The sequence below is a fragment of the Nitrincola tibetensis genome, assembly GCF_003284585.1.
Lineage (GTDB): Bacteria > Pseudomonadota > Gammaproteobacteria > Pseudomonadales > Balneatricaceae > Nitrincola > Nitrincola tibetensis.
In genome coordinates, this window is sequence record NZ_QKRX01000007.1 from 150,138 (window position 1) to 172,649 (window position 22,512).

Annotated in this window: 18 protein-coding genes; all 18 read left to right on the forward strand. The window is 46.3% G+C overall.

Features of this window, described 5'->3' with window-relative positions; all coding sequences use genetic code 11:
• Positions 1-12 precede the first annotated feature (12 nt).
• Entirely contained in the window at positions 13-1,350 is a 1,338-nt protein-coding gene (locus DN062_RS11040) for an ammonium transporter (RefSeq protein WP_112159382.1), read from the forward strand.
• A 351-nt stretch (positions 1,351-1,701) separates the two neighbouring features.
• Entirely contained in the window at positions 1,702-2,154 is a 453-nt protein-coding gene (mraZ, locus tag DN062_RS11045; protein WP_112159439.1) for a division/cell wall cluster transcriptional repressor MraZ, read from the forward strand.
• Positions 2,155-2,189: 35 nt separating this feature from the next.
• On the forward strand, positions 2,190-3,128 hold the full coding sequence (rsmH, locus tag DN062_RS11050) for a 16S rRNA (cytosine(1402)-N(4))-methyltransferase RsmH (protein ID WP_112159383.1): 939 nt from the start codon (positions 2,190-2,192) through the stop codon (positions 3,126-3,128).
• The gene (ftsL, locus tag DN062_RS11055; RefSeq protein ID WP_112159384.1) at positions 3,119-3,481 is read left to right on the forward strand and encodes a cell division protein FtsL; all 363 of its coding nucleotides are present in this window, start codon (positions 3,119-3,121) and stop codon (positions 3,479-3,481) included. Before rsmH ends, ftsL begins: the two co-directional genes overlap by 10 nt.
• The gene (locus DN062_RS11060) at positions 3,471-5,180 is read left to right on the forward strand and encodes a peptidoglycan D,D-transpeptidase FtsI family protein (RefSeq protein ID WP_112159385.1); all 1,710 of its coding nucleotides are present in this window, start codon (positions 3,471-3,473) and stop codon (positions 5,178-5,180) included. Before ftsL ends, DN062_RS11060 begins: the two co-directional genes overlap by 11 nt.
• Positions 5,177-6,670, forward strand: a complete 1,494-nt coding sequence (locus DN062_RS11065) for a UDP-N-acetylmuramoyl-L-alanyl-D-glutamate--2,6-diaminopimelate ligase (protein WP_112159386.1) — start codon at positions 5,177-5,179, stop codon at positions 6,668-6,670. The genes DN062_RS11060 and DN062_RS11065 overlap by 4 nt, the downstream gene beginning before the upstream one ends.
• Positions 6,667-8,040, forward strand: a complete 1,374-nt coding sequence (locus tag DN062_RS11070; RefSeq protein WP_112159387.1) for a UDP-N-acetylmuramoyl-tripeptide--D-alanyl-D-alanine ligase — start codon at positions 6,667-6,669, stop codon at positions 8,038-8,040. The genes DN062_RS11065 and DN062_RS11070 overlap by 4 nt, the downstream gene beginning before the upstream one ends.
• A 2-nt stretch (positions 8,041-8,042) precedes the next feature.
• Complete coding sequence (gene mraY, locus DN062_RS11075; protein ID WP_112159388.1) at positions 8,043-9,125, forward strand: phospho-N-acetylmuramoyl-pentapeptide-transferase; 1,083 nt, start codon at positions 8,043-8,045, stop codon at positions 9,123-9,125.
• Between the two features lie 33 nt (positions 9,126-9,158).
• A complete protein-coding gene (gene murD, locus DN062_RS11080) occupies positions 9,159-10,514 on the forward strand; it encodes a UDP-N-acetylmuramoyl-L-alanine--D-glutamate ligase (protein ID WP_112159389.1) in 1,356 nt (451 codons plus the stop codon).
• Entirely contained in the window at positions 10,511-11,710 is a 1,200-nt protein-coding gene (gene ftsW, locus DN062_RS11085) for a putative lipid II flippase FtsW (RefSeq protein WP_112159390.1), read from the forward strand. Before murD ends, ftsW begins: the two co-directional genes overlap by 4 nt.
• Entirely contained in the window at positions 11,707-12,789 is a 1,083-nt protein-coding gene (gene murG / locus DN062_RS11090; RefSeq protein ID WP_112159391.1) for an undecaprenyldiphospho-muramoylpentapeptide beta-N-acetylglucosaminyltransferase, read from the forward strand. The genes ftsW and murG overlap by 4 nt, the downstream gene beginning before the upstream one ends.
• On the forward strand, positions 12,789-14,243 hold the full coding sequence (murC, locus tag DN062_RS11095; protein WP_112159392.1) for a UDP-N-acetylmuramate--L-alanine ligase: 1,455 nt from the start codon (positions 12,789-12,791) through the stop codon (positions 14,241-14,243). The genes murG and murC overlap by 1 nt, the downstream gene beginning before the upstream one ends.
• Complete coding sequence (locus DN062_RS11100; protein ID WP_112159393.1) at positions 14,240-15,193, forward strand: D-alanine--D-alanine ligase; 954 nt, start codon at positions 14,240-14,242, stop codon at positions 15,191-15,193. Before murC ends, DN062_RS11100 begins: the two co-directional genes overlap by 4 nt.
• Before the next feature lies 1 nt (position 15,194).
• Positions 15,195-16,013, forward strand: coding sequence for a cell division protein FtsQ/DivIB (locus tag DN062_RS11105; protein WP_239995772.1), 819 nt, complete (start codon positions 15,195-15,197; stop codon positions 16,011-16,013).
• The gene (gene ftsA, locus DN062_RS11110; RefSeq protein WP_239995773.1) at positions 16,000-17,325 is read left to right on the forward strand and encodes a cell division protein FtsA; all 1,326 of its coding nucleotides are present in this window, start codon (positions 16,000-16,002) and stop codon (positions 17,323-17,325) included. Before DN062_RS11105 ends, ftsA begins: the two co-directional genes overlap by 14 nt.
• Before the next feature lie 64 nt (positions 17,326-17,389).
• Complete coding sequence (ftsZ, locus tag DN062_RS11115; RefSeq protein ID WP_112159394.1) at positions 17,390-18,562, forward strand: cell division protein FtsZ; 1,173 nt, start codon at positions 17,390-17,392, stop codon at positions 18,560-18,562.
• Positions 18,563-18,654: 92 nt separating this feature from the next.
• Entirely contained in the window at positions 18,655-19,566 is a 912-nt protein-coding gene (lpxC, locus tag DN062_RS11120; protein ID WP_112159395.1) for a UDP-3-O-acyl-N-acetylglucosamine deacetylase, read from the forward strand.
• 189 nt (positions 19,567-19,755) lie between these two features.
• A complete protein-coding gene (gene secA, locus DN062_RS11125) occupies positions 19,756-22,503 on the forward strand; it encodes a preprotein translocase subunit SecA (protein WP_112159396.1) in 2,748 nt (915 codons plus the stop codon).
• The last annotated feature ends 9 nt before the right edge of the window (positions 22,504-22,512 follow it).

Genomic DNA, 22,512 nt, shown 5'->3' on the forward strand with positions numbered 1-22,512 from the left:
GGAGATACGACTATGGATCCAATGATTATTGAGTTGGGCTATGCCCTAGATACTTTCTATTTTTTGATGTGCACGGCGCTCGTGATGTGGATGGCTGCAGGCTTTGCGATGCTGGAAGCTGGGCTGGTCCGCTCAAAAAACACAGTTGAAATTTTGAACAAGAATGTTCTTTTATACGGCGTTGCCTGCACGGTTTATTTATTTGTTGGCTATAACATCATGTACCCAAGTTCACCAGTGAGTAGCCTGATTCCAGGTATCGACTTTTTGCTGGGCGAGGATCATACCTTGGAGAGTGTGTTAAGTGGTGATGAAGATGCCCCTTACTACTCCAGTATGGCCGACTTTATTTTTCAAGCCGTTTTTGCTGCAGCCACCATGTCAATTGTATCAGGCGCTGTTGCCGAGAGAATGCGACTTTGGCCATTTCTGGTGTTTGCCATTTTTATGGTGAGTGTTATTTATCCCGTATCTGGGTACTGGAAGTGGGGAGGTGGTTTTCTTGATGAAATGGGTTTCCAAGACTTTGCAGGCTCCATTGTCGTGCATGCAGCGGGTGCAGCCTCTGCCTTAGCGGCAGTCATTTTGGTGGGGGCGCGAAAAGGGAAATACGGCCCTAACGGTGAAGTAAGACCCATTCCTGGCGCTAACTTACCCATGGCGACCTTGGGTATGTTTATTCTTTGGATGGGATGGTTTGGGTTTAATGGTGGATCGGAATTAAAGATAGCAAATTTCGAAGAAGCCAATGCCGTTGCGAAAATATTTGTCAATACGAATGCTGCCGCAGCCGCTGGCGCTGTTGTCGCCGCTCTCTTTGCTAAAATCCTGTTTGGCAAAACGGATATTACAATGACTATCAATGGTGCTTTAGCTGGCTTAGTTTCCATTACTGCTGAGCCTCTGTTGCCTTCGCCAGGATTGTCCGTGTTGATTGGTGCCGTCGGTGGAATTGTTGTCGTTGTTTCTGTATTGGCTTTGGATAAGCTAAAACTTGATGATCCTGTAGGAGCAATATCCGTTCACGGCAGTGCCGGAATTTGGGGGATTTTTGCAGTTATGCTCAGTAACTCAGAAGCAACGTTCATGGGGCAGTTGATCGGCACTCTTGTGATCATTGCGTGGATGTTTATTGCCAGTTTTGTCGTGTTGTTTATCTTGAATCTGATTATGCCTCTGCGTGTGAGTGAGGATGAAGAACTCGAAGGCATGGATATCCACGAATGTGGGATGTTGGCTTATCCTGAGTTTGGTCCTGCATCCCAAGCATCGGATCCTTATCATGACTCAGCGTCTCCTTCATCAACAACACGTACCCCCCGCGTTTCATCGCCTGCTACAACAGGTTGAAACATCGTAAACCCTCCATCCAAAAGGCCTGCAAAGGCCTTTTTTTATGTCTGATGTTTACAAAAAATTAATAATTAAATTTGTATGAAAACACACTCTAGATTTTGTTTATTAGCACTGTTTTTATCAACAGCCTTCTGTTTTTTCTGACTTACAGGGTTGACTTTAAAGTGTTTTCTCAATGCTTAGCAGACAAGGTTCAAGAGAGCCCTTTCAAAGCTATAAATAAATGCTGATTTGCCCACATACCTGCCCTTGCATTGGTTGGGCTTACTATCTATAGTGTGCAAATGTGGGTAAAAGTGGTTCAAAGTGGTTCAAAGTGGGATAAATGGAGGTTCAGTGGGCATCATGTTCCGCGGAGTCAATCCGATCAATCTGGATGCAAAGGGACGCCTCGCGGTTCCGGCTCGTTATCGCGATATGATCACCGAGCATTGCAATGGACAGATGGTCGCCACTATTGACACTGAAGCACGATGTTTATTGCTTTATCCACTGCCCGAGTGGGAGGTAATACAAGCGAAAATTGAAGCTTTACCCAGCTTTAACAAAGCCGCTCGACGCATCCAGCGTTTATTAATTGGTCATGCGACAGATCTTGAGCTTGATGCCAATGGTCGTTTGTTGCTGCCATCAAGCTTGCGTGAGTACGCAGGGCTGGATAAGAAACTCATACTGCTAGGCCAAGGACGAAAATTTGAGATATGGAGTGAATCTCATTGGAATGAAACTCGTGATGAATATCTTGATGAGACGGATTCAGCAGAATTACCTGCTGAAATGCTCGATTTGTCACTCTAAATAACGCGATAGCATGATAAAACGATAGGATCTGCATGACTCAGGAATTTATTCACACCACGGTACTGCTTCAAGAAGCGGTTGACGCCTTGGTCACAGATCCCTCAGGTTTTTATATTGATGGCACATTTGGGCGAGGAGGGCATTCCTCCAAAATCATCCAAGCACTCGGTCCAAAAGGCCGTTTGATGGCCATAGATAAAGACCCTGAAGCGATTGCTTACGCTCAGGTGCACTTTGGCGATGAGCCGAGATTTGAAATAGAGCACGGCTCCTTTAGTGAAATCAGTCATTTTGCCGAAACGCGAGATATGCGCGGTAAAGTGACTGGTGTGTTGTTGGATCTAGGTGTGAGTTCACCTCAGTTAGATGATCCTCAGCGTGGCTTCAGTTTTATGCATGATGGCCCCTTAGATATGCGCATGAATACATCTGTAGGTGAAAGCGCTGCGGAATGGATTAATCGTGCATCCGAAGCTGAGATTGCTGATGTTTTGTACCACTACGGTGAGGAGCGTTTTTCGCGTCGGATGGCCAAGGCGATTGTTATGGAGCGCCAAGCATCTCCAATTTTGACAACAGGGCGTTTGGCAAAAATCATTACAGACGCGAATCCTCGTTGGGAAAAGGGAAAAAATCCTGCGACTAGAGCGTTTCAGGGAATACGCATCCACATTAATAAAGAGTTAGATGATATTGAGCAATGCCTAGACCAAGCGCTGGATGTTTTGGCCATAGGTGGGGTGTTGGTTGTGATCAGTTTCCACTCTTTAGAGGATCGCATTGCTAAGCGTTTTATTCGTAAGCATGTTAAAGGGGATGAGCATTTGCCCGCTGGAGTGCCCTTTACCCAGTCTATGTTAAATCAGCGCTTACGCTCGGTTGGAAAAGCGATTCGTGCAGGTCAAGACGAGTTGAATGCTAACCCGAGAGCACGCAGTGCAGTGATGAGAGTGGCTGTGAAATGCGCTTAGGCGATATTAAAAAAACAGTTTTTTCTTGGCGACGAAATGATGAGGCTTCCGTCGAGCCGTTGGTTGACAGTGGCGAGTTATTTCGTCCCGCTGTGATTTTATGCGTCTTGATTATTGCGATTGTGATGACGGCCTTGCTTGTGATTCAAGCGGCTTACGACTATCGGCGTTTATTTAATGATCATCAAGTTCTCGTACACCAATGGGACGAGTTGCAAGTCGAGTGGGGTCAGTTGCTGTTAGAACAGAGTACCTGGGGTGGACACAGTCGAATTGAAAGCGAAGCAGAGTCTCGAATAGGCATGAGAGCCCCTGAACCTTCTGATATAGAGATAGTAAGAGATGAGCAGTAAAGTGGAACAGCATCAAGGGCAAGCGGCTAAAGGCTGGCGTTTGTGGCTGGTCTTTGCCATTTTTTTGGTCATCGTGGTAGGTATTACCGGTAAACTACTGTCTTTGTACATGGTCGATCAAGCGTTTCTGCAAAATCAAGGTGATGCGCGCAGTGTACGGACCATGCTAATACCCGCACATCGTGGTTTGATTACCGATCGAAACGGAGAGCCTTTAGCCGTGAGCGCGCCCGTGGCCAGTATTTGGGTCGATCCGCGTTTCATTGACATACAACACCGTAATTTTCGTCGTTTAAGTCAAGTGCTTGAAATTCCTCAAGATGAGCTGCTGAGTCGTTTGCAAAGTAATGCTGAGCGGCGCTTCGTATATTTGCGTCGCCAAGTAACACCGGAATTGGCTGAAAGTGTTCAGGTTTTAGGTGTTCCTGGAGTCAATGTTGATCGGGAATATCGTCGATTTTATCCTGCGGGAGAGGTTACAGCTCACATCGTTGGTTTTACTAATGTCGATGGTGAAGGGCAAGAGGGCATGGAGTTGGCCTATGAGCAAATTTTAAGTGGTGAGCACGGCCGCAAGTTGGTGATGCGTGATCGTGTTGGACGCACAATTAGTCATATTCGTTCTATACAAGATGCACAACCGGGTACTGATCTGCAACTGAGCATTGATTTACGCCTACAGTATATGGCGTATCGTGAACTTAAAGCAGTGGTTGAAGCGCATAATGCGGATTCTGGATCTGTCGTTATTCTGGATGTGCAGACAGGTGAAGTGTTAGCAATGGTTAACCAACCTTCTTACAATCCGAATGATCGGTCGCGCCTCCAGCCAGCTGCGTTACGCAATAGAGCCATGACCGATTTGTTTGAACCGGGATCTACAGTGAAGCCTATGTCGGTGGCAGCGGCGTTAATGACCGGACGTTATCAACCCGACACAGTTGTTAAAACGTCACCGGGCACCATGAGAGTTCGCAATGCAACCATACGTGATTTTCGTAACTACGGTGACCTAGACTTAACTGGCATTATCACTAAGTCCAGTAACGTAGGAACCGTGCGTCTAGTGCTTGATATGGAGCCTGATCGTTTACCCTCGCTCTTGCAAAATATGGGTATGGGACAGATGACACATACGGGCTTCCCAGGTGAGAGAAGCGGTGTTTTGCCTTTCGTTTCTGAGCGTCAAGTGGTTGAACGTGCCACTATGTCTTATGGTTATGGCTTATCCGTCACACCCTTGCAGCTTGCGCAGGCTTATATCCCTTTCGCTTCAGATGGCATTATGCGTCCTGTTTCGTTGCTTAAAATTGATGAAAATAAAGGACATCGAATCATGCCTGAGGGCATAGGGCATCAGGTGCTGGATATGATGGAGACCGTCATTGGACCCACGGGAACAGCCAGACGTGCCGCCGTTACTGGATATCGAGTTGCAGGAAAAACCGGTACCGTGCATCGATTGGGTAGCAGTGGCTATAACCGAGATGAGTATACGGCCGTTTTTGCAGGTATCGCTCCTGTCTCGGATCCGCGTCTTGCTGTTGTGGTCATGGTTGATAATCCTAAGGGTCGTGAATATTACGGTGGTGAAGTGGCTGCTCCGGTATTTTCTCGTGTGACTCAGGGGGCGATGCGCCTACTTAATATCGACCCTGATAAATGGCCTGAAGAAAAAGGTCAGGTGGCGAAACGATGACCAACATCATAAATACCAATATATCCTTATCTACACTTTTGGGCATTCAGCAAGATCGACTGGATGCGTGTTTTATTAAGGGTGTTGTCACCGATAGTCGAGCTGTTAAGCCCGGTTTTTTGTTTATCGCACGCCAAGGGGTTCATTTGGATGCCACTGGGTTTATTGGGCATGCGATCAAACAAGGTGCGGTAGCCATTTTGCAAGAGTCAACGGCACCTTATATTGAAGAGCGATCTGGCGTTGTCTATGTCTACGTGACTAATCTTTTACAGTGCGCTGGACAGGTGATCAGTCGTTTTTTTGGTGATCCCTCTTCTACTATGCAGGTGATCGGTATTACGGGTACGAATGGTAAAACCTCCTGCACGCATTTTGTTGCCCAGGCGTTAGCTCGTATGGGCACAAAAGCGGCTGTAATTGGTACGATTGGGAATGGAATGCTCGGGCAATTAACCTCAGCCACTCATACGACGCCCGAAGTTGCTAGCTTACATGCGTTGTTGGCTGACTTTAAACATTCAGGTGTTCAATCGGTTGCAATGGAGGTCTCCAGTCACGCTTTGGATCAAGGGCGAACAGAGGGCGTTCAGTTTTCAATTGTTGGCTTAACGAATTTGACCAGAGATCATCTGGACTATCATGAGACAATGGATGCTTATGCTGAGTCTAAGTCTCGTTTGTTTCAAAACCCAGCAGCCACTCAAATTCTTAATTTAGATGACCCGCTTGGACAAAAAATTATAGATGAAACGACGGCAAAACGCCGTTATACCTACTCCTTGCATGATCGCCGAGCCGATATTTATTTGATCAATGCCACTCAGCATGCGCACGGAATGACGTTGTCTATTGCCTCTCCTTGGGGCCTGATTGAGTTTGAGTCCCGCTTAATGGGCCAGTTCAATATCAGTAACTTAATGTTAACCCTCGGAGTTTTAGGTGAGCTGGGTTTGGGTGCTCAGGCAATTGCGCACGCCTTAAGAGATCTTAACTCTGTGTGCGGGCGTTTAGAAAAGGTATCGGAGCATCAAGAGTTTAGCGTGTTCGTTGATTATGCACATACACCCGATGCTCTAGAACAGACATTAAAAGCATTAAGTGAACACCAATCCGGCTCTGGGCGCATTATCTGTGTATTTGGTTGTGGTGGGGATCGTGATAAAGGCAAGCGTCCTTTAATGGCGCAGGTGGCATCAACCCTTGCGGATGTTCTTATTATCACCAGTGATAACCCGCGCTCAGAAGATCCGCTTCAGATCCTTCACGATATTGAGGTAGGGGTTAAGCCTCATGCCGCACAACTTCTAATTGAAGTTGATCGAGCGCGTGCCATTTACCGAGGTGTTGAGTTGGCGAGTGCGGGGGATATTGTCTTGATTGCAGGTAAGGGACACGAGTCTTATCAAGAAATAAAGGGTATTAGGTTACATTTTAGCGATCAAGAAGTTGCACGTGCTGCACTTGCGGTAGAAGGGAGTTTGTTATGATTGGTCATTGGAATGTACATGATTTAGTGGACTCCTTGTCAGCTGAAACTCAGCAAAATATTGACGTAGCCTTTAACCAAGTTTCGACCGATACACGAAATATTGAATCGAGCGATCTTTTTGTTTGTTTGAAAGGTGAGCATTTTGATGCTCATGAGTTTGTTGCTTATGCTCGAGAAAAAGGGGCGGTAGCTGCGATTGTCGAGCACTTTGTCGAAGATGAATTACCACAATTAAAAGTAGCATCAACCTTAACCGCTTTAGGTCAGTTAGGCGCCTTAAACCGTCAACGCTTTCAAGGGCAAATGGTTGCCGTGACAGGGAGTAGCGGAAAAACCACGGTTAAAGAAATGCTAGCGGCTATGTTTGCTCGTAAAGGACCAACTTTGGCTACTTTAGGCAATTTGAACAACGAAATAGGGATGCCGTTAACCTTGCTGCGTTTGGATGACACACATCAATATGCAGTCATTGAAATGGGGGCAAGTGGCGCAGGTGAAATTGCCAGAATGGTACGCTTTGCACAGCCAAAGGTCGCCATTCTTAATAATGCTTTTGCCGCGCATATAGAAGGTTTTGGTAGTCTTGAAGGCGTGGTTAAAGCGAAGGCTGAAATCTACCAAGGCTTACCTGAAGATGGTGTTGGGATTGTTAACTTGGATGATCCGCACGCACCCTACTGGATAGAAAAGTTAAAGCAACAACAAAGCCGTTACATGACGTTTTCATTGAACTCAACTGATGCCGACGTATGGGCCTCTGATCTGGGAGAAGATAGTCGGGGATGTGGATCTTGTTTGCTTCATTATCAGCAGCAAACAATTGCAGTTCAACTGAATTTGTTGGGTCAGCACAACATTGCGAATGCGGCGGCTGCGACCTGTGCCTGGATTGCAATGGGGATGCGCTTTACCGATGCTAAAGCGGGTTTAGAAGATTGTGTTGCCGTTAAGGGTCGGATGAAACCTTCATTGTTAGGTTCAGTGCTCATTATTGATGATAGTTACAATGCCAACCCAGAGGCCATGAAAGCGGCCATCGATTATCTGGCTAAACGCCAGAATCGCAGTCTTTTAGTATTGGGCGACATGGCTGAGTTAGGGGAAGACGCGGAGCAACTACACGAATCGATCGGTCGTTATGCGGCGCAAATGGGCATTACGCGTTTGCGAGTATGTGGGCCTTTGATGAAAAAAGCAGCTGAAGCTGCGAAGGAAGAAGGCATGGATGCACGTTACTTTTCTAGCCAATCTGAATTGATTGATTCACTACAACAAGAACTGACAGAAACCGACACACTTTTAGTGAAGGGCTCTCGCAGTGCGGGTATGGACAGAGTGGTACACGCTCTGCTACATGGGGATAACTAGGCATGTTATTGCTGTTAACTGAGTATTTGACGCAATTTTATTCAGGCTTTACGGTATTTCGGTATATTACCTTACGAGGTATTTTAGGGGTGTTAACGGCATTAACCATTTCACTGGTGGTAGGGCCTCACCTTATTCGTGAGCTAAAAAATAAGCAAATTGGCCAAGCCGTTCGCAATGACGGGCCTCAATCGCACTTGAGTAAGTCAGGTACTCCAACCATGGGTGGAGGTTTGATTCTGTTAGCAATTGCTATTTCAACTCTATTATGGAGCGATTTAAGCAATCGTTATGTCTGGATTACCTTATTTGTATTGGTTGTGTTTGGTGCTGTTGGTTGGGTAGATGATTGGCGCAAAGTGGTTGAGAAAAATCCGCGTGGTTTGCCTGCGAGATGGAAGTATTTTTGGCAATCCATTGGCGGTGTGGGTGCGGCTGTCTTGTTATACATGACGGCACAGAGCCCAGTTGAAACGCAACTGATCGTGCCCTTCTTCAAATCAATCGTGATTGATATGGGGTTGTTTTTTATTGTATTCACCTATTTTGTGATAGTGGGCAGCTCCAACGCGGTGAATCTGACCGACGGCTTGGATGGCTTAGCCATCATGCCAACTGTTATGGTTGCCGGTGCACTTGCTGTTTTTGCTTATCTGAGCGGGCATTTACAGTTTGCGAATTACTTACACATTCCTTATGTCGCGGGCTCCGGAGAGCTGATTATTATATGTGGTGCGATTGTCGGTGCAGGTTTAGGTTTCTTATGGTTTAACACCTATCCTGCGCAGGTATTTATGGGCGATGTTGGTGCCTTATCCCTAGGAGCCGTTTTAGGTGTAATTGCGGTTATTGTCCGGCAAGAATTGGTTTTAGTGATCATGGGCGGCATTTTTGTGATGGAGACGGTTTCTGTCATTTTACAGGTTGCCTCCTATAAGTTGACTGGGCGTCGGATTTTTAGAATGGCACCGATTCATCATCATTTTGAGTTGAAAGGATGGCCTGAACCTCGTGTCATCGTAAGGTTTTGGATCATCAGTGTTGTACTGGTTTTAATTGGTTTAGCTACGTTAAAGCTTCGGTAAGCAGCCATTGGGTTTGGTGTAAAGGAGAGAATCGTGTCGTTAATAGCAACGGACAATTTTAAAATTATTATCGGTCTGGGTCAGACAGGTATGTCCTGCGCGCGATTTTTGGCGGCTAAAGGCTTGCGTTTTGCGGTAGTTGATACACGGGATGAGCCTCCTTTGGCTGCAGAATTCCGAAAAGCGTTTCCAACGACTGAGCTCCGCTGTGGATCCTTGGATGCTGCATTTTTGAAGCAGGCAAATGAATTAATTCTAAGCCCGGGGGTTGCCTGTGCACTTCCTGAGATTCAGTCGGCTATTGCTGAGGGTGTCTCTGTCATTGGTGATATTGATCTTTTCTGTCGTGAGGTGACAGCTCCGATTATTGCGATTACGGGCTCAAATGCAAAAAGTACGGTAACGACGTTGGTTGGTATAATGGCCTCAGACGCGGGAGTGAATGTCGGCGTTGGCGGAAATATAGGTACCCCTGTCTTGGACTTATTAAGCGAAGGCGTCCGTCATGATCTTTATGTCTTAGAGTTGTCGAGCTTTCAGTTAGAAACCACGCATGAGTTGAAAGCGGCAGCGGCCACTGTCTTAAATATTAGCCCAGACCACCTTGATCGCTATACCGATATGCAGGCCTACTATCATGCTAAGCATCGTATTTACCGTGGCTGCAATCTATGCGTTGTGAATCGAGATGATGCGTTAACAGAGCCTTTGATGGCGATTGGGATGTCCAAAGTTAGTTTTGGGTTGTCAACTCCTGACTTAAAAGACTTTGGTTTGGCAGAATACGAAGGGGCTGCTTGGATCTTTAAAGGCTTAACGCCGATCTTACCAGTGGACTCAATAGGAATTAAGGGCCAGCATAATGTGGCCAACGTCATGGCGGCTCTGGCACTAGGTCATGCTGTTAATCTTCCGTTTGATTCAATGGTTAAAAGTATTCAATCCTTTCAGGGATTACCACATCGTTGTCAAACGGTCGCTGTTAAACAAGGTGTTGTTTATGTTAATGATTCCAAAGGCACCAATGTCGGCGCGACGCTTGCGGCCATTGAGGGCTTGGGCCAACAATTGACTAAAGGGGCTGCGTTGCATGTCATCTTGGGTGGTGTTGGAAAGGATCAATCCTTCTCGGAGCTTGCTCAGCCTTTGCAACGTTATGCGCGATCCGTGTATTTAATTGGACGAGATGCTCAATTGATTGCCAATGATTTACAAGGCGTTGAGGTCAATTATCAAACCACGTTGCAAGCATCAGTGTTAGCTGCCTCAATGCAAGCACAGCAAGGGGATATCGTTTTACTATCACCTGCGTGCGCAAGCTTTGATATGTTTTCGGGTTATGATCATCGAGGCAATGTCTTCATTGAGGCAGTGGAGTCATTGCCATGAATGTACTGAAAAGTCTGCGTCCTGTATGGCCTCAAGCGCTGGATATTCCCAAAGGTCAAATGCCGATAGATCCATATCTAGCGCTTAGTGCTTTAGCACTGACGTTGACAGGTTTTGTGATGATCGCTTCCGCCTCTATGGATGTGGCAGCGCGTGACTTTGGCTCTCCGACTTTTTTTATGATGAGACATGGCTTTTTCGTCATACTGGCATTCATCACTGTGGTCGTTATCTCTCGTATCCCATTGAGTCTTTGGGAGCGTTACAGCGCACTCTTGTTGCTGGTAGGTATTATTTTGTTGGCATTAGTGTTCCTACCGGGCGTGGGTCGTGAGGTGAACGGTAGCCGTCGCTGGATATCGATGGGATTCTTCAACTTACAGACGTCAGAGATTGCCAAAATATGTATGGTTCTGTTTATGAGCGGCTATCTCGTTAGACGCTTGGATGAAGTCAGGTCTAGCTGGTTTGGTGTAATTAAACCAGCTCTGCCTTTAGCTTTGTACGTGTTGTTGCTAATTATTCAGCCAGACTTTGGTGCCACCGTGGTATTGATGGGCACGGTGATGGGCATGATTTTCCTAGGAGGAATGCGTTTTGGGCAGTTCTCTCTGGTTGTTATAGGTGTTGCCGGATTAGCCTATTTAATGGCGATTTTCCAACCCTATCGTTTGGCTCGATTGCGATCTTTCCAAGATCCTTGGGCTGATCCCTTTGGTACTGGCTATCAATTATCTCAAGCACAGATTGCGTTTGGCCGAGGTGAGTGGTTTGGTACAGGGCTGGGTAATAGTATTCAGAAGCTATTTTATTTACCGGAAGCGCATACCGATTTTATTTACTCAATCCTATCTGAAGAAATGGGCCTAGTCGGCGCGCTTGCCATTATTGCTATTTACATGTTGTTGGTGACGCGAATCTTTTTAATTGGGCGGCAAGCTGAAAAGCAAAGTCAATTTTTTAAGGCATACGCGAGTTATGGTTTTGGTTTTATTTTTGCTGGTCAAGCCATGATTAATATTGGTGTGAACGTTGGGGCATTACCGACAAAAGGTTTGACCTTGCCATTGCTGAGTTACGGGGGCAGTAGTTTGTTGGCGTCTGCATGCATGATTGCAATTATCCTAAGAATTGATTATGAGCTGAAACGGGAACGATTGAACCAAGTACGTCCAGGTAGGAAGCGCACTCAATGAACTCTCAAACAGCGAAGCGCCTATTGATTATGGCGGGTGGAACAGGTGGGCATGTATTTCCTGCCTTAGCTACGGCTGATGTTTTAAGAGAACAAGGGGTTCATATTGAATGGCTCGGCACTGAAAAAGGCATCGAAGCTAAAGTAGTTCCTGCTGCCAATATAACGCTCAATACGATTGCTGTGACTGGGTTGAGAGGTAAGGGCATCGCGAGTCTTTTGTTAGCACCCTTTAATTTGATTCGTGCCATTTGGCAAGCTCATCAAGTGATTCAGCACGTGAAGCCAGATGCTGTATTGGGAATGGGTGGTTTTGCATCTGGTCCCGGTGGTGTGGCGGCTTGGTTGCATAGAATTCCCGTAGTGATACACGAACAAAATGCACTGCCGGGTATGACGAATCGTATTTTGTCACGAATTGCAAAAAAAGTGCTGCAGGCATTTCCAGGCGCATTTCCAAAATTAAAGCTTGAACATACTATTGGCAACCCCGTAAGAGGGCCAATATTGGAGCTTTCTGAGCCGGATATACGCTTTCAGGATCGAGATGGCCCGATTCGATTATTAGTCGTTGGCGGTAGTTTAGGTGCTCAGGCTATTAATAGGTTGTTGCCTGAAGTCTTATCCGAAATGCCGATGGAATCTCGTCCAGATGTTTGGCATCAAACGGGCCGTACACATTTTGAGGCAACCACTCAGATTTACGACCAATTCAATGTTAAAGCAAAGGTTGTTCCATTTATTGACCAAATGGACGAGGCCTTCGCTTGGGCGGATTTGGTCCTGTGTCGTTCAGGTGCGTTGACGGTAAGTGAGTTGGCGATAGCTGGTGTCGGATCAATTTTAGTTCCATTTCCTTATGCGGTTGATGATCATCAGACCGCAAATGCACAGTTTTTAGTGGCCGCAGATGCCGCGCGCCTGGTGCAACAGTCAGAACTAAGCAGTGACCGACTTAAAACTCTTTTAAATGAACTTAATCAGCGTGATGTGCTGTTGGCTATGGCAAGAAAAGCACGCAGCCAAGGGCAGCCTTTAGCGGGCGAAAAATTGGCAGTCGCGTGTTTGGAGGTAATGTAATGATTAAAGATAGCACTCTTCAGGTGTATGAAGTGCCCGAAATGCGACGTATCCGTCAAATCCATTTTGTTGGAATTGGTGGCGTTGGCATGTGCGGTATTGCTGAAGTGTTGCTCAATCAAGGCTACAAGATTTCCGGATCGGATATGAAACCCTCAGCCACAACTGAACGATTAAGCGGCTTAGGAGCGGGGATTTTTATCGGGCATGCACCATCCAATATTGAAGATGCGGATGTTGTGGTCATTTCGACGGCTGTATCTGAAGCAAATCCTGAACTGATTGCTGCGAGAGAAAGACGGGTGCCGATTGTACGCAGGGCAGAAATGCTTGCCGAACTCATGCGTTATCGCCATGGCATTGCCGTTGCTGGAACACACGGCAAAACAACGACGACCAGCCTGCTTTCCTCAATTATGGCTGAAGCGGGATTGGATCCTACGTTTGTGATAGGCGGACGACTTAATAGTGCTGGAACGAACGCACAGTTGGGTGGAAGTCGCTACTTAGTTGCTGAAGCCGATGAAAGCGATGCGTCGTTTTTACATTTGCAACCGATGGTCGCCATTGTTACCAATATTGATGCTGATCATATGGACACCTATGAAGGGGATTTTAATAAACTGAAGCAAACGTTTATTAATTTTCTTCATAATTTACCTTTTTATGGCCTGGCTGTTTTATGTACGGATGATCCAGTGGTGAGAGAAGTTTTGCCAAAAGTGAGCCGTCCAATTTTGACCTATGGTTTTCATGAAGAGGCTGATTTCAGGGCTGTAGACGTGACACAGAAGGGGATGCAAACATCTTTTAAAGTGGTTCGCCCTACTGGCCATAAAGACCTCGACGTGACTGTTAATATGCCGGGCCGTCATAACGTTTTGAATGCATTGGCGTGTATTGCTGTCGCCACAGATGAAGGCATTCAGGATCACGCGATCTGTGATGCGTTATCTCGCTTTCAAGGAGTTGGACGACGCTTTCAAGTGTTGGGTGATATCAAGGTCACTGGCGGATCCATTCAATTGGTTGATGACTATGGTCATCATCCGCGTGAGGTTAAAGCTGTTATACAAGCTGTTCGCGATGGCTGGCCTGATCGACGTCTAGTGATGATTTATCAGCCGCATCGTTATACACGAACACGCGATCTTTACGATGACTTTGCACAAGTCCTGTCTGAGGTGGATTTGTTGATTATGCTTGAAGTCTATTCTGCGGGTGAACAAGCAATTCCAGGCGCTGATACTCGCAGCTTATGTCGAACGATTCGTCAAAGAGGCATAGAGCCATTGTTTGTTGAGTCCACCGATGATATTCCAGATTTGTTAAAAAATGTTCTTCGGCCTGATGATCTTCTGCTTACTCAGGGCGCGGGTGATATTACAGCCCTAGCGCATCGGTTGGCAGGACTTGATCTTCAATCTACTCGCGAGGAGGAAATAGGCCTATGAGTAGGATATCTGAACAAGAATCACTGCAGTTTGGACGTGTTGCTGTTTTGATGGGTGGGCGCTCTGCAGAAAGGCCGATTTCTTTGCGAAGTGGCGCTGAAGTCTTAAAAGGCTTATTGTCTGCTGGTGTCGATGCCTTTCCGATTGACCTTTGTAAAGAAGGCGCTGAGCCAGTTGCACAGCTGTTGGATGCTGAGTTTGACCGCGCCTTTCTCATACTTCATGGCCGCGGTGGTGAAGATGGAACCCTACAAGGTTTGCTAGAGATGATGGGCAAGCCTTATACAGGTAGCGGTGTTGCAGCGTCTGCGTTAGGAATGGATAAATTGCGCTGCAAACAGCTTTGGATGGGAGCGGGTTTACCGACTCCACCCTGTTGTGTACTTACACCAGAGACCGATCTCAATCAGGTTGCTGAATTGTTAGGCTACCCACTGATGGTCAAGCCCGTTCATGAAGGTTCCAGTATTGGTATCAGTCGGGTAATGAATCTTGATGAGCTAAAAGCCGCCTATGCTCAAGCCGTTTCTTACGATCATTTAGTGATTGCTGAGCAATGGATAAAGGGTTCTGAATACACCATTGCTATTTTAAACGGTACAGCGTTACCGATTATTCGATTGGAAACCAGCCATTCTTTCTATGACTTCAATGCTAAATATGAAGCGGCTGATACCCAATATTTATTCGATGATCAGTTAAGCGATGAAAAGCGCACAGAGTTACAACGTCTCTCCGAGTCTGCATTTGCTGCAGTGGGCTGTACGGGCTGGGGACGCGTTGATGTGATGATGGATGAAAAAGGTGAGTTCCAATTACTAGAAGTCAATACTTTACCCGGTATGACAGATCACAGTTTGGTTCCTATGGCTGCGCGCCAAGCGGGTTTGAGTTTTGAGGCATTGGTGATTGAAATCTTAAAAACCTCATTGAATACAGAGGCACGCTAAGATGAATCTTTCCTTACCTTGGATGAGACTACAAGGAGAGTCTGAGTTAGAGACTCGTCCGTCTGCACGGCCCGTTGTTGCGTCTAATCCGGTTGAGGTACGAGATAAGGCGTGGCGAACTGTGAATTCCTTGCTAGCGCTTGCACTATTTGTTGGTATTTTAGTTTATTTGTCTGAAAGGGTGTATATATGGCTAGATCAACCGATTCAAGAGGTGAGAGTCAATAGCCATGTTCGCCATTTAGATACAGAGTCACTTGCTCAAACGCTTGCATCGGGTATTTCTAACTCTTTGCTTTCGCAAGACGTTGGTTATTTACGTGAATTGGCGCTCGCCGATCCTTGGGTGCATTCTGTCAGCGTCCAGCGTCAGTGGCCTGCTGCGATAGAAGTGACCATCGCTGAGGAAGTGCCTGTGGCGCGTTGGGGGGATGTAGGTCTTTTAAATCATCAGGGCGATATTTTTTGGCCTGAGCGAAAGTCAGATTACGATAGTTTACCCAAACTGAACGGCCCGGCTCATGAGACGAGAGCCATCATGCAGCAGTTCCATGACTTGAACCGACTTTTTTCAGGTTATGGACTGAAATTGACCGGCTTGTCGTTGGAAGGGCGTGGTGCTTGGACACTTGAGTTGGATAATGGCTTACAAATTATTGCAGGCAGAGATCAGGTGATGCCGCGGCTTAGACGCTTTATGAAGCTCTACGATGCCAGGCTTAGCGATATGGTTGAAACCATTGAACAAATAGACATTCGATATACCAACGGCGTTGCTGTGAAGTGGCGAACCGAAGAGAGGCAAGATGATGCAGGGTAAGCAAAGTACTTCAGACGGCGGAATGGTCGTTGCGTTAGACATAGGTACGTCAAAGGTTGTCTGTCTTGTTGGTGAAGTCTGCGCGGATGGAAGTATAGAAATAGTGGGTGTGGGCTCCCAGCCTTCTCGAGGAATGAAGAGAGGAGTGGTCGTCAACATCGAGTCTACCGTTGCAGCTATTCAGCGAGCGGTTGAAGAAGCTGAGTTGATGGCGGGGTGTAAAATCCATTCCGTCACGGTTGGCATAGCAGGCAACCACATTAGCAGTTTGAACTCACATGGAATAGTTGCCGTCAGGGATAGGGAGGTTTCTGAATATGATCTTGAACGAGTAATTGATGCGGCCCGTGCAGTTGCGATCCCAGCAGATCAACGTATTTTGCACATACTTCCGCAAGAGTATCTGATTGACACCCAAGAAGGCATTAAAGAGCCCTTAGGGATGTCAGGTGTGCGGCTAGAAGCCAAAGTGCATCTTGTAACGGGAGCGAGCAATGCAATCCAAAACATAGACAAGTGTATTCGTCGATGCGGTTTAGGTGTTGATGCGATTGTCTTGGAGCAGCTTGCATCAAGTTATGCCGTGTTGGCCGAAGATGAAAAAGACTTGGGCGTTTGCATCGTTGATATTGGTGGTGGCACAACCGATATTGCTGTTTTTACAGGTGGGGCAATTCGGCACACCGCAGTGATACCTATTGCCGGTGATCAAGTGACAAATGACATTGCGATGGCCTTGAGAACACCCACTCAGCATGCTGAAAAAATTAAAATTAAGTATGCCTGTGCCCTTGCTCAACTGGCTCAAGCAGACGAAATGATCAAGGTACCAAGTGTGGGAGATAGGCCTCCAAGGGATTTATCTCGTCAATCATTGGCTGAGGTTGTTGAACCCCGCTATGAAGAGCTATTCACCCTAGTACAGGCTGAATTAAGACGTTCTGGTTATGAAGAGCTAATTGCTGCTGGTATCGTTCTAACGGGCGGTACTTCAAAAATGGAAGGCGCTGTAGAGTTAGCAGAAGAAATATTTCATATGCCAGTTCGACTTGCTGTACCCCAAGGGGCAAGAGGAATGGAGAGCTTATTACAGAATCCCATTTATGCGACGAGTATCGGGCTTTTGCATTATGCAAAAGTTGAGCAAAAGCCCGTCGCGCGAGAGCGAGAGGCACAACCGAATAAAGTTAAAGAAAAAGAAATCGTACCGGAAATGCGCGAAAAACGCCTTAAAGCGCCGAAAGCAAAGAGTAAGCCCAAGGTAAAGGATTTTTTTAGCCGGATAAAAGACTGGTTTAAAGGCAATTTTTAAATTTTATTGAATTAACAAGGTCATTGCCGGAATACAGTAGTAGGCAAGGGCGGGGGAGGACAAAATGTTTGAATTGATAGACAGTTTACCACAAGACGCGGTCATTAAAGTCATCGGAGTTGGCGGCGGCGGAGGTAACGCTGTCCAGCATATGGTGAATTTCGACTTGGCCGGCGTTGAGTTTATTTGCGCGAATACAGATGCGCAAGCGCTCGATCGTATGGCAACTCGGACGGTTTTGCATATTGGCGGCAATATGACAAAAGGACTTGGAGCCGGAGCAAACCCAGATATTGGGCGTCAAGCTGCGCTAGAAGATAGGGATCGTATCGCAGAATCCTTACGCGGTGCTGATATGGTGTTCATAACCGCAGGTATGGGCGGTGGCACGGGCACGGGTGCTGCTCCGATTGTGGCCGAAATTGCAAAAGAGATGGGTGTCTTAACCGTTGCAGTGGTCACACGTCCATTTCGTTTTGAAGGCCGTAAGCGGATGCAAATTGCTGAAGAGGGGATTCGTGAACTACGTGACTGTGTCGATTCACTGATCATTATCCCTAATGAAAAACTGATGCAGGTTCTTGGAAAAAACTGCAGTCTGATTAATGCCTTTAATGCCGCGAACGATGTACTCAAAGGCGCAGTTCAAGGCATTGCCGATCTAATCACCCGTCCAGGTATGATCAACGTCGATTTTGCTGACGTTAAAACCGTGATGTCTGAAATGGGCATGGCGATGATGGGCACGGGAATTGCGAAGGGCGATAATCGTGCACAAGAAGCGGCTGAAGCGGCTATTAGCAGCCCGTTGCTTGAGGACATAGACCTAAAAGGGGCGCGCGGAATTCTGGTCAATATTGCCGCGGGTGAGGATCTGAGTTTAGGCGAGTTCAACGAAGTGGGTATGATTGTTGAAGAGTGTGCTGCAGAAGATGCCACTATTGTTGTAGGTACGGTTATTGATCCGACATTAGGAGATTTCTTGAAAGTGACCGTTGTCGCGACAGGATTGGATCGTCCTAGAGACGCAGAGGTTCGTGTTGTCGCATCGAATCCTCAGCCGCGCAATGAAGCGAAATCAGTGGATCAGATTGAATTGCCGTCTATCTTACGCAGACAAAAGCAAGAAGCTTTGCTTGAAAAGCATGAGTCACGTAGTCAAGAAGGTGGCATGACATCTAAGCGTGATTACGGCGAATTGGATATCCCTACTTTTCTTCGTCGTCAAGCTGACTAAGTCACAAAGAGGATCATGGTAGAGTAGATTGCTTGAAAAGCGTCGAGTCTGTTATGATTCTCATTTAGATTGAAGCGCAAGCGGCGGATAACATGATAAAGCAGCGTACACTAAGTCGTAGTATTAAGGCGAATGGCATAGGGTTGCATTCGGGGAAAAAAGTGTACATGACGCTTAAACCTGCTCCAGAAAATATGGGGATCGTTTTTCGTCGCGTCGATCTAGTGCCAACTGTTGATATTCCAGCGTTTGCGTTAAATGTTGTGAGTACACAATTGTCCACCAATTTAGCAGAAGGCTCGGCGAGTGTTTCGACAGTTGAGCACCTCATGTCTGCTTTAGCGGGGTTAGGCATAGATAACGCGATAATCGAAGTTGATGCTGAAGAAATTCCCATTATGGATGGGAGCGCAGCTCCATTCGTTTTTCTCATTCAATCGGCGGGTATTCAAGAGCAGAGTGCGGCGAAAGAATTTGTCCGTATTGTAAGGCCTATCGGTATTGAAGTAGGAGAAAAAACGGCGAGTTTTAGGCCGTTTAATGGCTTCAAATTGGGTTTCAAAATTGAGTTTGATCATCCCGCATTTACCGAAAAGCACTTAGAGTCATCGCTTGAGTTCTCATCTCATAACTTTGTCAAAGAGGTTAGCCGGGCTCGAACCTTTGGTTTTATGCGCGACATCGAGTTCTTAAGATCCAATAATTTGGCCTTAGGTGGTAACTTTGATAATGCGATTGTGGTTGATGATCAAAAGGTTTTGAATCAAGACGGATTGCGTTACGAAAATGAGTTTGTGAAGCACAAAATCTTAGATGCCGTGGGCGACCTTTACCTTTTAGGTCGAAGCATTATTGGTGAGTACTACGGCTTCAAGTCCGGCCATCACCTTAATAATTTACTCTTGAGAGAGTTGCTAAATCACCCGGATGCTTTCGAGCGCGTCACCTTCGAAAATGGACAAACGCCCGTCCCGATTGATTATCAGCCGTCGACGAGCCTCTAATCGAAGGCTGAAAAAGATCCATTATTATGGATAGCCGGATCTTTTCCGGCTTTTTTATGAGCAAAAATTATAAATAAAGCCTTAAAAAAAGGTTTAAACCTCAACTATCTGCCCCAATCAATGTAAAATGTTTCGCATTCTTTGCCCAGCGTGGGCATACGTCATCTAATAAATGGTAAAAATTGAATTATGCTCACATCACTGTTGAAAAAAGTTTTCGGAAGCAAAAACGAACGCGAACTCAAACGGATGAAACGGACTGTCAAGGATATCAATGCATGGGAAGCCGAGCTTGAAAAGCTCAGTGATGAAGGGCTGACGGCATTAACAGAACAATACCGTCAACGTTACCAGCAAGGTGAAAGCCTAGAAAAGCTTTTGCCAGAAGCCTTTGCAACGGTTCGTGAAGTTTCCAAGCGTGTTATGAACATGCGTCATTTCGATGTCCAGATGATAGGCGGTATCTCTCTTCACGAAGGAAAAGTGGCCGAAATGAAAACAGGCGAGGGTAAAACACTCGTCGCTACCTTGCCTGCGTATTTAAATGCGATTACGGGCAAAGGAGTTCACGTTGTCACCGTCAATGATTATCTAGCCAGCCGCGATGCAGAGTGGATGCGCCCCCTGTATGAAGCCTTGGGTTTGAGTGTTGGCGTGATCCTGTCGGGTCAAGATCCGATCACGAAGCGTTCTGCATATGCCAGTGATATTACCTACGGTACCAATAATGAGTTCGGCTTCGACTACTTGCGCGACAACATGGCGTTCAGCATCGAAGAGAAAGTGCAACGTGGCTTTAACTTTGCCATTGTCGATGAAGTTGACTCGATCTTAATTGATGAAGCTCGCACGCCATTGATAATCTCAGGGCCTGCTGAAGATAGCTCGGTCATGTATGCGCGTATCAATACCGTCATTCCAAAACTTAAACAGTTTTTTGGAGAGGTTGACGTTAAAGACGACACGCAAACGATCGACGAACACTTTGTTGTTGATGAAAAAAATAGAACGGTTGAGTTGACTGAAGCCGGACATCAGTTGATCGAAGAGATTTTAAGTGAAGAAGGTTTGTTGGCTGAGGGTGAAAGCCTTTATGCACCTAATAACTTGAACTTGCTGCATCATGTGTTGGCCGCGCTTCGTGCACACTATCTTTTCCAGAAGGATAAAGATTACATAGTGCAAAATGGACAGGTTGTCATCGTCGATGAACACACTGGGCGTATTATGCCGGGTCGTCGTTGGTCCGAAGGTTTACATCAAGCTGTTGAGGCAAAAGAAGGCGTTAATATCCAATTGGAAAGCCAAACACTGGCTTCGACGACCTTCCAAAATTACTTCCGTTTGTATGAAAAACTATCGGGAATGACGGGTACAGCCGATACTGAGGCATTTGAATTACGGCAAATTTATGGTCTGGATGTCGTCGTTATTCCGACGAACCGCGAAGTTCAGCGTATTGACCATAATGATCTGATTTATCTCACCATGGAGGATAAGTTTAACGCAATTGTTAAAGAAATCCGTCATTGTAAAGAGAACAACAAGCCTGTGTTGGTGGGAACTGCGTCGGTTGAGTCTTCTGAACTTTTATCGCGCATGCTGACTAAAGAAAAAATAGAGCACAATGTTCTAAATGCTAAGAATCATGGCCGTGAGGCTGAAATAGTGGCTGATGCTGGACGTCCAGGCGCTATTACTATTGCAACGAACATGGCGGGTCGTGGTACCGATATCATGCTCGGTGGTAAGCTTGAAGCGGAACTGGCTGCTTTAAAGGAGCCAACACCAGAGCAGATTGAAGCGGTTAAAGCCGATTGGCAACAACGTCATGAGCAGGTGTTAGCGGCAGGTGGCTTGCATATTCTGGGAACAGAGCGTCACGAATCACGTCGAATTGACAACCAGTTGCGTGGGCGTGCCGGGCGCCAGGGTGATCCAGGTTCTACACGCTTCTTCTTGTCGATGGAAGATGATTTGATGAGAATCTTCGCGTCGGATCGCGTTCGTCAATTTATGCAAGCCTTAGGGATGGAAAAGGGCGAAGCCATTGAACACAAAATGGTGAGCAACGCGATTGAAAAGGCTCAGCGCAAGGTGGAAGGGCGTAACTTTGATATCCGTAAAAACCTTTTGGAATATGATGATGTCGCGAATGATCAGCGAACCGTTGTCTACGATCAACGTAATGAGCTGATGAGCACCAATGATATCTCTGAAACAATCAATGCAATTCGTGACGAAGTCGTGGAAGACACGATTAATGAGTTTATTGCTCCTCAAAGTTTACCCGAAACCTGGGATATCGCAGGTCTTGAAAAGGCGCTTGAAATAGAATTTTCGGTCAGTTTGCCAATTCAGACTTGGTTAGATGAAGACAAGAATCTCTATGAAGAACCCTTGCGTGAACGTATTCGTGCTGACATTATCCAACGCTATACTGAAAAAGAGCAGTTGGTTGGTGCTGAAACCATTCGTCTGTTTGAAAAGCAAGTGATGTTGCAGGTGATGGATACGCTTTGGAAAGAGCACTTGCAAACCATGGATCTGTTACGCCAAGGGATACATCTTCGCGGTTACGCGCAGAAAAACCCCAAGCAAGAATATAAGCGTGAAGCCTTCCAGCTTTTCCAAAACTTGCTCACGAATATTAAAAAAGATGTTGTTAGAATTCTGAGTCATGTCAAAGTACGTCAACCTGAAGAGGTTGAGGCGATGGAGCAGCAGCGTAGAGAAGCGGCAGAACGTCAACAAATGAATTTTGAACACTCGCAAAGCAGTGGCCTTGCAGGTGCAGATGATCAGGCGCAAACCTATGGGCAAGAAGAGTCTGATAAATCTGAACCCTTTGTGAGGGATGTCGCTAAAGTGGGACGAAATGAACCTTGTCCTTGTGGATCGGGTAAAAAATATAAACAATGCCACGGTAAAATCTGAGGTAAGCGC

What these genes read in the sequence shown, in the direction of transcription:
- DN062_RS11040 (WP_112159382.1), top strand. Translation starts at nt 13, where the DNA reads ATGGATCCAATGATTATTGAGTTGGGCTATGCCCTAGATACTTTCTAT.
- mraZ (WP_112159439.1), top strand. Translation starts at nt 1,702, where the DNA reads ATGTTCCGCGGAGTCAATCCGATCAATCTGGATGCAAAGGGACGCCTC.
- rsmH (WP_112159383.1), top strand. Translation starts at nt 2,190, where the DNA reads ATGACTCAGGAATTTATTCACACCACGGTACTGCTTCAAGAAGCGGTT.
- ftsL (WP_112159384.1), top strand. Translation starts at nt 3,119, where the DNA reads ATGCGCTTAGGCGATATTAAAAAAACAGTTTTTTCTTGGCGACGAAAT.
- DN062_RS11060 (WP_112159385.1), top strand. Translation starts at nt 3,471, where the DNA reads ATGAGCAGTAAAGTGGAACAGCATCAAGGGCAAGCGGCTAAAGGCTGG.
- DN062_RS11065 (WP_112159386.1), top strand. Translation starts at nt 5,177, where the DNA reads ATGACCAACATCATAAATACCAATATATCCTTATCTACACTTTTGGGC.
- DN062_RS11070 (WP_112159387.1), top strand. Translation starts at nt 6,667, where the DNA reads ATGATTGGTCATTGGAATGTACATGATTTAGTGGACTCCTTGTCAGCT.
- mraY (WP_112159388.1), top strand. Translation starts at nt 8,043, where the DNA reads ATGTTATTGCTGTTAACTGAGTATTTGACGCAATTTTATTCAGGCTTT.
- ftsW (WP_112159390.1), top strand. Translation starts at nt 10,511, where the DNA reads ATGAATGTACTGAAAAGTCTGCGTCCTGTATGGCCTCAAGCGCTGGAT.
- murG (WP_112159391.1), top strand. Translation starts at nt 11,707, where the DNA reads ATGAACTCTCAAACAGCGAAGCGCCTATTGATTATGGCGGGTGGAACA.
- murC (WP_112159392.1), top strand. Translation starts at nt 12,789, where the DNA reads ATGATTAAAGATAGCACTCTTCAGGTGTATGAAGTGCCCGAAATGCGA.
- DN062_RS11100 (WP_112159393.1), top strand. Translation starts at nt 14,240, where the DNA reads ATGAGTAGGATATCTGAACAAGAATCACTGCAGTTTGGACGTGTTGCT.
- DN062_RS11105 (WP_239995772.1), top strand. Translation starts at nt 15,195, where the DNA reads ATGAATCTTTCCTTACCTTGGATGAGACTACAAGGAGAGTCTGAGTTA.
- ftsA (WP_239995773.1), top strand. Translation starts at nt 16,000, where the DNA reads ATGATGCAGGGTAAGCAAAGTACTTCAGACGGCGGAATGGTCGTTGCG.
- ftsZ (WP_112159394.1), top strand. Translation starts at nt 17,390, where the DNA reads ATGTTTGAATTGATAGACAGTTTACCACAAGACGCGGTCATTAAAGTC.
- lpxC (WP_112159395.1), top strand. Translation starts at nt 18,655, where the DNA reads ATGATAAAGCAGCGTACACTAAGTCGTAGTATTAAGGCGAATGGCATA.
- secA (WP_112159396.1), top strand. Translation starts at nt 19,756, where the DNA reads ATGCTCACATCACTGTTGAAAAAAGTTTTCGGAAGCAAAAACGAACGC.